15 protein-coding genes are annotated in these 13327 nt (G+C 42.4%); all 15 read right to left on the bottom strand.

All coding sequences use genetic code 11. The features are described 5' to 3' along the window. Positions 1-1173 (bottom strand): chorismate synthase, encoded by a 1173-nt coding sequence (aroC, locus tag AB5I83_RS02545; protein WP_167831368.1) that lies wholly within the window; start codon positions 1171-1173, stop codon positions 1-3. A gap of 244 nt (positions 1174-1417) precedes the next feature. Then, positions 1418-2191, bottom strand: a complete 774-nt coding sequence (locus tag AB5I83_RS02540; protein WP_448973875.1) for a CheR family methyltransferase — start codon at positions 2189-2191, stop codon at positions 1418-1420. 170 nt (positions 2192-2361) lie between these two features. Next, a complete protein-coding gene (gene ndk, locus AB5I83_RS02535) occupies positions 2362-2808 on the bottom strand; it encodes a nucleoside-diphosphate kinase (RefSeq protein ID WP_448972590.1) in 447 nt (148 codons plus the stop codon). Positions 2809-2899: 91 nt separating this feature from the next. Continuing rightward, entirely contained in the window at positions 2900-3862 is a 963-nt protein-coding gene (hepT, locus tag AB5I83_RS02530; protein ID WP_448972588.1) for a heptaprenyl diphosphate synthase component II, read from the bottom strand. Between the two features lie 342 nt (positions 3863-4204). Further along, positions 4205-4906, bottom strand: coding sequence for a demethylmenaquinone methyltransferase (locus tag AB5I83_RS02525; RefSeq protein WP_448972586.1), 702 nt, complete (start codon positions 4904-4906; stop codon positions 4205-4207). A 4-nt stretch (positions 4907-4910) separates the two neighbouring features. Further along, the gene (locus AB5I83_RS02520; protein WP_226085242.1) at positions 4911-5747 is read right to left on the bottom strand and encodes a heptaprenyl diphosphate synthase component 1; all 837 of its coding nucleotides are present in this window, start codon (positions 5745-5747) and stop codon (positions 4911-4913) included. A gap of 265 nt (positions 5748-6012) precedes the next feature. Further along, positions 6013-6246 carry a trp RNA-binding attenuation protein MtrB gene (gene mtrB / locus AB5I83_RS02515; protein WP_448972584.1) on the bottom strand — a complete coding sequence of 78 codons (234 nt, stop codon included), beginning with the start codon at positions 6244-6246 and terminating at the stop codon, positions 6013-6015. Positions 6247-6392: 146 nt separating this feature from the next. Then, positions 6393-6959, bottom strand: a complete 567-nt coding sequence (gene folE / locus AB5I83_RS02510) for a GTP cyclohydrolase I FolE (RefSeq protein ID WP_167831373.1) — start codon at positions 6957-6959, stop codon at positions 6393-6395. Between the two features lie 192 nt (positions 6960-7151). Next, on the bottom strand, positions 7152-7424 hold the full coding sequence (locus tag AB5I83_RS02505; protein ID WP_023627533.1) for an HU family DNA-binding protein: 273 nt from the start codon (positions 7422-7424) through the stop codon (positions 7152-7154). A gap of 148 nt (positions 7425-7572) precedes the next feature. Further along, complete coding sequence (locus tag AB5I83_RS02500) at positions 7573-7800, bottom strand: hypothetical protein (protein WP_448972581.1); 228 nt, start codon at positions 7798-7800, stop codon at positions 7573-7575. 125 nt (positions 7801-7925) lie between these two features. Beyond that, positions 7926-9404 carry a stage IV sporulation protein A gene (spoIVA, locus tag AB5I83_RS02495; RefSeq protein ID WP_167831374.1) on the bottom strand — a complete coding sequence of 493 codons (1479 nt, stop codon included), beginning with the start codon at positions 9402-9404 and terminating at the stop codon, positions 7926-7928. 286 nt (positions 9405-9690) lie between these two features. After that, positions 9691-10404 carry a hypothetical protein gene (locus tag AB5I83_RS02490; RefSeq protein ID WP_448972579.1) on the bottom strand — a complete coding sequence of 238 codons (714 nt, stop codon included), beginning with the start codon at positions 10402-10404 and terminating at the stop codon, positions 9691-9693. A gap of 27 nt (positions 10405-10431) precedes the next feature. Next, positions 10432-10632: a DUF2768 domain-containing protein gene (locus tag AB5I83_RS02485; RefSeq protein ID WP_167831376.1), complete on the bottom strand. Its 201-nt coding sequence runs from the start codon at positions 10630-10632 to the stop codon at positions 10432-10434. Positions 10633-10882: 250 nt separating this feature from the next. Then, positions 10883-11929, bottom strand: coding sequence for an NAD(P)H-dependent glycerol-3-phosphate dehydrogenase (locus AB5I83_RS02480; protein ID WP_448972577.1), 1047 nt, complete (start codon positions 11927-11929; stop codon positions 10883-10885). Positions 11930-11948: 19 nt separating this feature from the next. Further along, on the bottom strand, positions 11949-13259 hold the full coding sequence (der, locus tag AB5I83_RS02475; protein ID WP_167831378.1) for a ribosome biogenesis GTPase Der: 1311 nt from the start codon (positions 13257-13259) through the stop codon (positions 11949-11951). Between the last annotated feature and the right edge of the window lie 68 nt (positions 13260-13327).

Here is a 13327-nt window from a genome sequence, read left to right as displayed (position 1 = left end):
TTAAAACTCCCTCGCAGTCCTTCTCTGCTCGTCGACGGATGCTTTCAGTGTTTCAAATCGATCAGCATAGAATTGATCAACGATTGCCGAAGCTAACTCCCAGGCAACAACACTTTCCGCAACCACCGCAGCTGCAGGTACCGCACAGGCATCAGAACGTTCAATACTCGCTGCAAAAGGTTCTTTGGAGTCAATATCAACACTCATCAACGGTTTGTAAAGAGTCGGGATTGGTTTCATGACACCTCGGACAACGATTGGCATACCCGTTGTCATTCCACCTTCCAGACCTCCAAGCCGGTTCGTTTTCCGGTAGTATCCTCTTCCCTCTTCCCATGCTATTTCATCATGCACCTGGCTGCCAGGCTTTCTGGCCGCTTCAAAACCGATCCCGATTTCAACACCTTTGAATGCATTGATGCTCATGATGGCCGCAGCAAGTTTACCATCAAGCTTGCGGTCGTAATGAACATAGCTGCCAACTCCAGCCGGCATGCCCTCGGCAATTACCTCGACGACCCCGCCAATGGAGTCTCCATTTTGTTTAGCTTCATCAATCGCAGCCATCATTTTAGTTCCTGCATCTGGGTCGAAGCATCTGACTGGAGAAGCTTCCGTTACTTCTTTAAGCTGTTCCAGTGTAGCGAAATCCTGTTTTTCAGCTGCAACACCGCCTATTTCGACAACATGAGCCACCAATTCGATTCCAAGCAGGGACAGAAGTTTTTTTGCCGCTGCGCCTGCTGCAACCCTGACAGTCGTTTCCCTTGCAGACGAACGTTCAAGAACATTCCTCATATCACGATGTCCATATTTAATCGCACCATTTAGGTCTGCATGACCAGGACGAGGACGTGAAATCTTCCTCTTCACTTCATCAGAGGATAGATCATCGAGCGGTTCCTGGCCCATAATCCCGGTCCAATGCTTCCAATCGTTATTTTCTACAACCAGCGCAATCGGCGAGCCTAATGTATATCCATGCCGAATCCCTGATGTAATCTGCACCTGATCCTTTTCAATCTGCATCCTTCTTCCGCGTCCATAGCCTTTCTGCCTGCGCGCAAGCTCTTTATTTATATCTTCTGCTATAATCGGCACGCCTGCTGGCATCCCCTCAATAATGGTTGTTAGCTGTGGTCCATGTGATTCTCCAGCCGTTAAATATCTCATATACTTTCTCCCTTCAACTCGCTAAAGGATTTGTTTTACTATATCATACAGGTGAAAATAAATAAATTAAAAATTTCGAAATATGTATTCTTCCTTTTAAAGAATGAAGCCATTTTATCATGAAGCCCATCGACTCGCAAAAACAATCTCTCTCTAATCTGCCAGTCGGAATTCCAAGGACATTTTGCCGTGAGGCCGATAAAATGGCAAAACAAGAAGGAGCTCGGGTACCCGGCTCCTCCTATTATTTCTTTCTGTAAAAGAAAGTATCTGCTGTTTCAAAGTTATAGGTGCCAGGGTTGAAGATTTGTTCAGTGCTTCCGACAAATAAAAACCCACCTGGCCTTAATGCTGCACTGAATTTTTGATAAATGCTTTCCTTGGCCTCCTCGGTAAAATAAATGAGGACGTTGCGGCAGACAATTAAGTCAAATGGTCCTCCGTAATGGTCGGCGAGCAAATTTTGTTTTTTAAAGGTAACAGTCTTCTTGATTTCATCCCCAACAGTATAGTAAGAACCATCCTGCTGAAAGAACTTTTTAACCATTTCCTGTGGTGCTTCATTCAATGACCTTTCAGAATATACCCCGCGCTTGGCTTTTGCCAAGACATTTTCATCAATGTCGGTAGCCAGGATTTGTATCTTCGATAAGGGCATATGTTTTGAAAGCACCATCGATAATGTATATGGCTCCTCCCCAGTTGAACAGGCTGCACTCCAGGTTTTCAGTGTTGTATTTTTGCTTAACAACTCTGGAATGATTGATTGATCAAGTACTTCCCATCTTTTTGCGTTTCTAAAAAACTCGGATACATTGATGGTCATGCGGTCCAAAAATTCGTTCATAAGCTGCTTGTCTTTGTCCAGAGCCTGAAAAAACTCCTTGAAAGATGAGTAGCCTTTCTTTTGATAGAGTGAAGTCAACCTTCTTTTCATTTGCGCTTCTTTGTATAGAGCAAGGTTTATACCAGTCTTCTGGTAGATATTCGAAATAAATTGTTCATAGTCTTGCGGCATCATTTTGCTCCTTCTCGGTACTAGAAAAAGTTGGACATTTTTATTATATCGAAAAAAATGATATAGAGTGAGATATTTTTTATATTAAACCGGTCTGTTTCAAACAAGGAGCAAAAGATCCCGTAAAAAGAAAAAGGACACTTGCAATTTACAAGTGTCCGGGGATTATTTTAGTATACCCACTCATTAACCAATTTGCTGTATTCAGCCAGTTCTTCTTGCTTGAAGAATAGTCCAATTTCACGCTCTGCGCTTTCTGATGAATCAGATCCGTGAATGACGTTCTTGCCTACAGTTACGCCGAAGTCTCCGCGGATTGTTCCAGGAGCTGCATCCTTAGGGTTAGTTGCACCCATCATCTGGCGTGCAGTAGAAATTACGTTCTCTCCCTGCCATACCATAGCAAATACTGGGCCTGAAGTGATGAAGTCTACTAATTCACCGAAGAATGGGCGTTCTTTATGTTCGCCGTAATGCTCTTCAGCAAGCTCTCTAGGGATGTTCATAAGTTTTGCTCCAACTAGCTGGAAGCCTTTCTTTTCAAAACGAGCTACAACTTCACCGATCAGGTTACGCTGTACTCCATCAGGTTTCACCATCAAATAAGTCTTTTCCATGAGTTCCACTCCTAATTCATATATGTATGTGAACCGCTTACAAAAGCAATCCTTAGAAATAGTATCATTTTTTTGAAAAATTCGCAACTTGCTAATACTTGCGTTTGCCAATGAGTTTAGCGATATCACGCAATGACTTCTTTGCCTTATTAGATGGAAGCTCTTCAAGGACTTCAAGTGCTTTATCCAGGTAACGGTCACTGATTGCCAATGATTTTTCAATCGCTCCTGAATCCTGTACAAGCTTAAGGATTTCATTAAGCTCTTCTCTTGCCATGCCTTCATGGACAGCCTGGATTCGGCTCTTAATCGATTCATCCTGCATTGCATACAGTACTGGAAGCGTTACGTTGCCTTGCAGAAGATCCCCACCAGCCGGCTTCCCAAGTTCTTTTTCTGTCCCCGTGAAATCAAGAACGTCATCCGTAATCTGGAAGGACATGCCGACATAGTAGCCAAACTTATACAATTTACGATGGTCCTGCTCAGGAACTCCTGATACCACGGCACCCAGCTGACAACTCGCGGCAATTAAAAGAGCTGTCTTCCGTTTGATCCGCAGTAAATAATTACGCAGATTTTGGTCGAAATTGTATTTATCTTTTATCTGCTCAATTTCACCAACACTTAGTTCGACTATTGTATCAGAGAGAATCTGGTGTGCAGTCGGATTATTAATGTCCGTCATAAGCTCCAACGCTCTGGCAAAAATATAATCTCCAGTGTACATCGCAATCTTGTTATCCCATTTAGCTTTGATTGTCGCTTGCCCCCGACGCAATTCAGCATCGTCGATCACATCATCATGAACCAGGGAGGCCATATGGATTAGTTCCAGGGAGACTGCTACATCTTTAATCGTATTGATGTCATAATCACCGAATTTTCCGCCAAGGAGCACAAAAACGGGCCTGATCCGTTTCCCGCCAGCTTTCAGCAGGTGCAGACTTGCCTGTCTAAGAAGCTGTGAATCTGCCTCGATCGCTTCTTCCAGTTCTCTTTCTATCAATGTCAAATCAGAATTCAAATATGTATATAGTAACTTCATTTTCATATTAATCCACCCAGCTTTTACATCCTCAATATCCATTGATGCAACTTCAGCTTGTCCCTCGCCGCCTCAATGCAATAAGGAGTTTCTTTTATGAAGTATCTGTTAGTAAATTTGTTACTTTCGTGTTTGTCCCTGCAAGAGATAACCTTAAACTAAAACAGGCTGACCTTCCTTGCCGAGCGAAAAAGAAAAGGGCAGCCATGGTATATTTTATATCTACAAGCAATGTGTTTTAGCCGGGAAATTGAACCAGTTTCAGCCTCGGGTACCCTCCAACCTAGAAAACCGCTTCATTTTCTTTTGGAAATGCCAGGCGCATTCTGGTTAGCATATGCACTCTATCTATTTCCGGCCGATATGCACGGCTGCTACCCCGCCGCTATATGGCTTATATTCAACATTGACGAATCCTGCGTCCGTAAACATTTGGGCAAGTTCCTTCATACCAGGAAAGTCTTTTGCGGATTCCTGGAGCCAGGAATACTCATCATAGCTCTTAGCAAACAGTTTGCCGAACATCGGCATCACAAACCTGAAATATACACGGTAGGCTTGCTTAAAGCCTGGCATTGTAGGCTGGGACGTTTCGAGGCATACTGCCATCCCGCCCGGTTTAAGAACTCTATGCATTTCACGCAGCACCTGATTGTAATCAGGAACATTTCTTAAACCAAAGCCAATCGTTACATAATCAAAGCTATTATCCTCAAATGGGAGTTCCATTGCATTACCGTGGATTAGAGTTGCCTGGTCCAAGTTGCGGGCCTGTAATTTCTCCTCGCCTATTTTGAGCATATTTTGGCTAAAATCAAGTCCAACCACTTCGCCATCTTTTCCGGCAGCTTCCGCAAGCGCAATCGTCCAATCAGCGGTACCGCAGCAAACATCCAGGGCTTTGGAACCCTTTTGGACGTTCATCTTTTTCATTGTGTCATTGCGCCATTTAACATGCTGTTGAAAACTGATGACAGAATTCATTTGATCGTAATTCTCATAGATTTTTTCAAAGACTCCATGAACACGTTGTTCTTTCGATTGCTGCATTGCATTACCCTTCTTCCGCGAATTTTTTAGACATGGTCTGATGCTGCCCTGCAATCAGGTCTAACCGTTCCATCAGCAAGTTGTTCATCCCTGGCAGCTTCTTTAACGCTGCATTGATCTTTGTCATTGAAAATTCAATATAGCGTGTGCAAATTGTTAAAAGGTATTTTTGCTGTTCTGAAGAAAGTTCTGTTGAACTCTGGTCCATTTTTGGCAGAGCAATCTTTTTCAGCGCATTGAAAACCAGTGAACCGCCGGAATTAATGAACCTTGTTTCTTCGGATAGGAGCCTTTTGACAAAAAGCCAATTTGAAGCGAATTCAAACCATTCAGCTGCATCAAAATGATCAGCGACCTTGCCTAAAAGAGTCGATTCAATTAATTTTACACTTTCCATTAATTTATCGATTGCTTCGGCTTCTTTTTGATACAACAAAATTTTCTGTTCATTGACTTCTTTTACACCAGAAGCCAAAAGCTTGATCATTTCTATATCATCCACATCAGCCAGCAGCTTGTAATATAGGCCGCTGAAATAAATCCCGGCGAGAACCGTCAGCTGGCGGCGCTTATGGCTTTTATCCTCTTCACCTGGTTGTGAGTTATGGACCTGCTCATGGGTATCAAGGGCAATTTGCAGGAGCATTGTGGTCACTGTATAGTTCTTCGCTCTCTCCTGATTGACTTCCTTCTGTTCCATCAATGAGGTGAGCAACAAGAGCCGGTCATCATCGATAAAAGGAGATTCTACATGCTCCAGCAAATAAGGATGTGAAAGTTTTTCGAGAAGAAGCTCTCTGGTGCCGTCTAATTTGTTTTGTAAATCTAGCAAATAAATCACCCTTGTTCCCCTTATTTATGTTGGATTGCCGGCGACGAGCATAAATTGTTTTATTTTGAAAGCCTGCGATTTACAAATAGCCGGCCTATATTTACAGACATAAAAAAAGCGCCTAAATAACTATTTTTGCAATTGTACCGAACATTCCAAGGCAGTGACAATTATATCACAAATAGTAAAAACATGAACGTGATATTCTAAATTAAGTACTTTTTACGAAGAACTGAGCATGGTTTTGTAACAAAATAGTTGGTTTTGGACTAATTTACTTTTTCTCACTTACTATTTCACCGAAAGGCGTGAATATTTTTGCATGACCTCTGATTTTGATGGCCGAAGTGTGTTCTGTAAATTGCGCAATCATCACTTCACCCTGGTCAAGCTTTTCTGAATGATGGAATCGCGTATCAGTCCCTCTTGTAAGACCAATTACATTCACACCATCCTCAATGGCCTTGATTACTACATAGTCCGTATTAACGCTTTGTTTCTTATCCATTATTATCCCCCTAACAGGAAAGAATATGACGTATTGGGCACGCACGTTGTCTTAGTTTATTTATAATATAGCAAAAGGCTAAAAGAAATACTTTCAGCCTTCGACATCTTTGAATGTGCTTTTTAAGATCGTGTTATCAAAGCTCTTTAATCTTTAATCAATGAGAGAATCTCTGCTCTAGCATTTACATCCTCAGCTAGGGTTCCTCTTACTGCAGATGTAACTGTCTTTGAGCCGGGTTTTTTGACCCCTCTCATCGTCATGCACATATGCTCAGCTTCTACGACTACCATGACACCATGGGGATCCAGCTTTTCCATGATGGAATTCGCGATAGTGGATGTGATTCTTTCTTGCAGCTGAGGCCTTTTAGCCACTGCTTCTACCGCTCTAGCAAGCTTGCTGAGCCCTGTCACCTTGCCGCCTCGTGGAATGTAAGCGACATGCGCCTTGCCAAAGAAAGGTACTAGATGATGTTCACACATAGAATAGAAAGGGATATCTTTGACCAAAACCAGCTCCTCGTGGTCTTCGCCAAAAATCGTTTCAAAATATTCTTTCGGATCTTGATTCAACCCTGAGAAAACTTCTTCGTACATCTTTGCGACCCGCTTGGGAGTATCCAGCAAGCCTTCCCTGTTAGGATCTTCACCGACTGCTTCTAATATTAAACGTACCGCTTCTTCGATCTGGGCACGATTGACGTTTGTCATCTGCGTTTCCTCCTATGATCCATCAATCTCATCATAATCCTGCATAGTTACACAACTATTAGATTATAATATTTTCATCTTAGCATAACCAATTCTCGGCAGGCAAAACTTAATATTCAACTTCAAAGAAAAAAGACCGCGAATAGGTCGCGGCCTTTAGGGTTTAGCATACGCTCAGTGCGTCGTATGTAATTATTTCACTGCATCCTTAAGTGCTTTACCTGGTTTGAAAGCAGGCACCTTGCTTGCAGAGATTTCGATTTCATCACCAGTTTGTGGGTTGCGGCCTTTACGGGCTGCGCGCTCACGAACTTCGAAGTTACCAAAACCGATTAATTGTACTTTGTCCCCATCTTTTAATGCATTTAAGATTGAATCAAAAACAGCGTCAACTGCTTTTGTTGCATCTTTCTTAGAAAGCTCGCTAGCTTCTGCAACTGCATTGATAAGTTCTGTTTTGTTCATGCCATTCACCTCCTCCCAAAGAGATCCCATTGCTCAGAAATTAAGCATCTTAACTACATTTCTAAACAAAACATGTGAATTCTATACGTTGTTGATAGATTTTTTATCTAAGTTTGCAAAAAACTAGGATAAAGAAACCTAAAATCGCTTAAACCCCTGTTATATAAGGGTTTTTAAGCAGCAACGCTAATTCTGTTAAAAGATTATCATAATGTTTTCCTCTTATCAAGATAATTTCAAGAAATAATGGGAATCTTTTCTTCTTTGAAACATATTTGTAATATGTTGACCCTAATTCATTACCCGGAACTGGTCTAATCAAACATGATATATTGAACTTTAAGTCTTTTATCCTGGATTTTAAAGCAAGTTTCAAGGAATCCCCTTATATTTTCACGTCTAGTAAGTTATATTAGAAGAGCAATAATGCCCAAAAAAGAAATCGAGTAAGGATATTAACCTTTTGCAAGACAAACAAAAAGACTCCCAAAAGGAGTCCCATTATAATATGATTGCTATTAATCCACCGGAACCTTCGTTGATGATTCTTTCCAGCGTCTCTTTTAATTTATAACGTGCATTTTCAGGCATCAAGCTCAATTTAGCCGAAATTCCTTCCCTGACGATTGAACTCAGGCTTCTGCCAAAGATATCCGAATTCCAGATTGAAAGCGGATCATCTTCAAAATCCTGCATCAGATAGCGAACAAGCTCTTCACTTTGTTTTTCTGTGCCGATGATAGGCGAGAATTCTGATTCGACGTCCACTTTGATCATATGGATTGATGGAGCTACCGCCCTTAAACGGACTCCGAAACGCGATCCCTGGCGGATAATTTCTGGTTCTTCCAGGCTCATATCCGTTAATGAAGGTGAAGCAATGCCATATCCTGTCTGTTTAACCATTTTAAGTGCATCAGAAATTTGGTCAAACTCTGTTTTTGCATAAGCGAACTCTTGCATTAGCTCAAGTAAATGATCCTTACCTCGTATCTCGACACCCACGATTTCTTTCAAGATTTCGTCGTAAAGGTCGTCTGGAGCATACAAGTCGATTTCGGCCACACCCTGGCCCATTTCAATTCCTGCAAGGCCAGCCCTGTCAATGTATTCAAAGTCACTGAATTGGTGGACGACCCTGTCTACATCGCGCAGCCTCTTAATGTCCTTTACTGTCTCCTTGACAGCTTCCTGGTAGCTTTCACGCAGCCAGTGATTCTCCCTGAGGACCATCACCCAGCTTGGCAGGTTGACGTTCACTTCAAGCACAGGGAATTCATACAATGCTTCCCTCATGACACTCATCACATCAGATTCACGCATGCTTTCTACACTCATTGCCAGTACCGGGATATCGTATTTATCCGCTAACTGGGCACGCAATGTTTCTGTGTTTGGATGGTAAGGCTGCGCACTGTTCACAACCATAATGAACGGCTTGCCGACTTCCTTGAGTTCTTCAATCACTCTTTCTTCTGCTTCAATGTAATCTTGTCTTGGGATTTCCCCAATTGTCCCATCCGTCGTGATGACGACGCCAAGTGTGGAATGTTCTTGGATAACCTTCCTTGTTCCAATTTCAGCTGCTTCATGGAAAGGGATTGGCTCCTCATACCAAGGCGTGTTGATCATCCTCGGTCCATTCTCATCCTCATAGCCCTTTGCTCCTGGAACTGTATACCCAACACAATCTACGAGCCTGATATTTACATCCAGGCCTTCATCCACATGTACAGATGCTGCCTGGTTAGGCACGAATTTGGGTTCAGTCGTCATAATCGTTTTACCTGCTGCACTTTGCGGCAGCTCATCAAGCGCTCTGGCTCTATCGGCCTCATTATTGATATTAGGTAAAACCACCAGCTCCATAAATTTCTTAATAAAAGTGGATTTTCCAGTGCGGACCGCACCTACAACCCCCAGGTAAATATCGCCGCCCGTTCTCTCGGCGATATCCTTAAAAATATCTACCTTTTCCAAGTGATCCCCTCCCGATCATAGAGTTAGTGGGAATAAATTCATCCAAATTAGTAATCTGGGACAGTATATATTTATGATGTTGTCCTATATCAATATGACAATTTTTTATTTTTTTACCCCCTTAATTTTGATTTCACAAAAGAATCCTTCAATTCCCATATATGAGAACAATTGATATCTTTTTTAAGGTAAAAAAACCCTGCTTCTACAATATATTTTGCAGAAGCAGGGTTATGACAAATTTATTAGAAATGCGCTAGAGCTCAGTCGCCGGCATGCATTCGCTTTAGTCCTTGACCAAAAAGACCGGTTCATTGGTCTCCTTATCAATGGAATAAGGCAAAGAATAGGCTGGTACGAACATAGAATTATCTACGAGGATATCACGTATATCCTCACCCTCTTCAAATTCTTTTTTTGAAGATTGAATAGCCTGGTAGAGGTCGCTTCGGTAATCCACATATATTTCCCCATCAGCAGAGATGATAAAATGCAGATTCTGGTTTGTAAACGGGCTTACCACTACAGGCTCCTTTTTATATCCAATCTTTTTGAAATCGAGAGTGTACAGATTTTCTGCAATCCTTTCCTTGAAAGGAGGATATCCAGATGCATTAATCCTCATCTTTATCTCACGAATTGTCTCTGCCATCCTCAAATCGAGGAGCTTCACTGTAGGATTTGTTTCCGCATCTACAAGGACATATTGAAACAAGCCGCCATTTTCATAAGCATTGCCAGGGGCCTCAGCGATAAATCTCGGAACGATTTTCTTAAAATCTATTGGATACTTTTGATAAATTGGTGTTTCTGCATGCTTCGTCTTGATTGGCAGCAAGCCGCCATTTGCTTCCTTGTACTGATCAACCGCAGACTGGACACTGTCTAATTGGTCCTTATAGGGTACCTGATTCTGTACAAGCTTTTCTTCCGGATACATACAGCCAGTCAATGTAAACAAAACCATGATGACTGACAAATAAAATCGGATTTTTTTCATTGATCCCAACCCTTAATCCTATGTATTTTATTCGCTCGTCGGGCCGCTGAAAACGACAAAGAAAATGATCAGCCCTGCGATAATCATCAATATGTAAGCAATGATTGCTGTGGCTATCTTGAAGAAGCCTTTTAACTTATAGCGGCTTAGGTATATGGCAAACAAAGACAATATCATACTGCCCATACCAACAAAAGAAATATACATCTTCAATAATGCGGGTGACACAGTAAACCCCTCCCTTTTCCGAGAAGTATTATACCACAAGGTGCAAACGTGAGTGCAAAAAAACCTAAATAAAAGCAAAAAAAGCTGAGGTAAAGAAGGGGCGGACAACTTTACCTCAGCCTACATGACTAAATACCCTAACACCCAGTTCAAACCACCAGTTTGCTTCGTTGCATCTTATGCGAGCATGAGAGAAATCGCATCCTCGAATGCCCATATTCGCAACATTATTCATTAAAAATTTTTACAGTCAGATTTTCCCGCCAAGAATGTCAGCCAAATCTTCCATCTCGTGAGTTTTTTCCCTGGACATCAGCCCATCAACAGCGTCCTTTGGATTGACGTCATTGAATAGAATGCTGTATAGCGCATTTGTAATCGGCATATTGACTCCGTACTTTTCTGCGAGCTGATAAGCAGCCTTCGTTGTACGCACTCCTTCTACGACCATTCCCATGTTCTCAAGGACTTCCTCAAGGTTCTGGCCTTTACCAAGCAGGTTCCCTGCCCGCCAGTTCCTGGAATGGACACTTGTACATGTAACAATCAGATCCCCGATTCCTGTCAAACCAGAAAAAGTCAATGGACTTGCCCCCATTTTGACACCCAGGCGGGCAATCTCCGCTAGACCCCTGGTAATTAAAGCGGCTTTGGCATTATCACCATAACCTAATCCATCTGAAATACCGGCAGCAAGTGCAATGATATTCTTAAGTGCCCCGCCAATTTCCACACCAATCAAATCTGGATTCGTGTAAACTCTAAAGTTATTATTGATGAACAGGTCCTGGATTTTTTCAGCTGCTCCCATGTTTTTCGAAGATACAGTAACCGTTGTAGGGTGGCGCAGGCTTACCTCCTCGGCATGGCTTGGCCCGGATAAAACTACAACACTTTCTAACAAGTCCTCAGGCATTTCCTCTTCTATCATTTCAGAAATACGCAGCAAGGAGTCAGGTTCAATCCCTTTGCTGACGTGGACAATGACCAGAGGTCCAGAAGCAACCTCAATCATCTTCCTGATTACTTCACGGATTGCTTTTGTAGGTACCGCCAAAATCACTGTTTTGATGCCAACCAATGACTCCTGTAGCGAAGAATGCCCATTGATGGTTGCAGGCAAAGTAATTTCAGGAAGATATTTCTTGTTGGTATGGTGGAGATTGATTTCATCAATTTGCACTGGATTGTGTCCCCAAAGATGAACTTCATGCCCATTATCGGCAAGGACCATAGCCAAGGCTGTTCCCCAGCTCCCGGCCCCAAGAACCGTTACTTTCTCGCTCTTCCTTTCCATTTAAACCACAACCTTTACCTTATTTTCTTTGTCTAGCAAATATCTTGATTGGTGTGCCTGTGAAATCAAAGGCATCCCTGATCCTGTTTTCAAGGAATCGCTCATAAGAAAAATGCATTAATTCTGGTTCATTGACAAAGACAACAAATGTAGGCGGCTTTACCGACACCTGGGTCGCATAATAAATCTTCAGCCTTTTCCCTTTGTCTGTAGGAGTTGGATTCATCGCAACTGCATCCATGACGACCTCATTGAGGATATTGGTCTGCACCCTCATCGCATGGTTTTCACTTGCCATATCAATCATCGGCATCAATGTGTGAATTCTTTTCTTTGTTTTGGCCGATAAGAAAACAATAGGAGCATAACTCAGGAATTGGAAGTGAGCACGGATTTTTTCTTCATATTCCTTCATTGTCTTTTCGTCTTTTTCGATGGCATCCCACTTGTTGACAACGATGATGACTGCACGGCCAGCTTCCTCGGCATACCCGGCAATATGCTTATCCTGCTCGATGATACCTTCTTCGGCATTTATGACAACAAGGACGACATCTGAACGCTCGATTGCCCTTAAGGCTCTTAAAACACTGTATTTTTCGGTCGTTTCATATACTTTTCCTTTTTTGCGCATACCCGCGGTATCAATGATCACATATTTTTGACCATCGTAAGTTACTTGCGAATCAATCGCGTCTCTCGTCGTTCCCGCTATATCGCTTACAATGACGCGGTCTTCCCCAAGAATTGCATTCACTAATGAAGACTTCCCAACATTCGGGCGGCCGATCAAGGAAAACTTAATCGCATCTTTATCATATTCGTCTTCCTTCTCCTTTGGAAAATGCTTAGCTGCCTCATCCAGCAGATCACCCAGACCCAATCCGTGAGAACCAGAGATCGGGAATGGCTCTCCAAATCCAAGAGCATAAAAGTCGTAAATCATGTCTCTCATTTCTGGATTGTCAATCTTATTAACCGCAAGGACTACGGGCTTGTTAGAGCGATAAAGAATCTTTGCGACTTCCTCATCAGCCGCCGTTACACCCTCTCTGCCGTTAACAAGAAAAATAATTACATCTGCCTCATCAATGGCAATTTCAGCCTGCTGGCGGATTTGGTCCAGAAACGGCTCGTCCCCCAAATCAATACCACCAGTGTCAATAATATTAAAATCATGCGTCAGCCATTCAGCTGAACTGTATATACGATCCCTCGTTACTCCAGGAATATCTTCAACGATCGAAATACGTTCACCAACGATTCGGTTAAAAATCGTAGACTTGCCGACATTCGGACGTCCAACGATAGCTACCACTGGTTTCGTCATGAACATCACCCTTTCAAAAAATTCTATTAGTGTGCAGGTCCAGGACCTGGGGCCATAACAATGTCAAA

It is taken from the genome of Mesobacillus sp. LC4 (assembly GCF_053543455.1).
The sequence above is the reverse complement of the archived record's forward strand: the minus strand, read 5'-3'. Positions and strand labels throughout refer to the sequence as shown.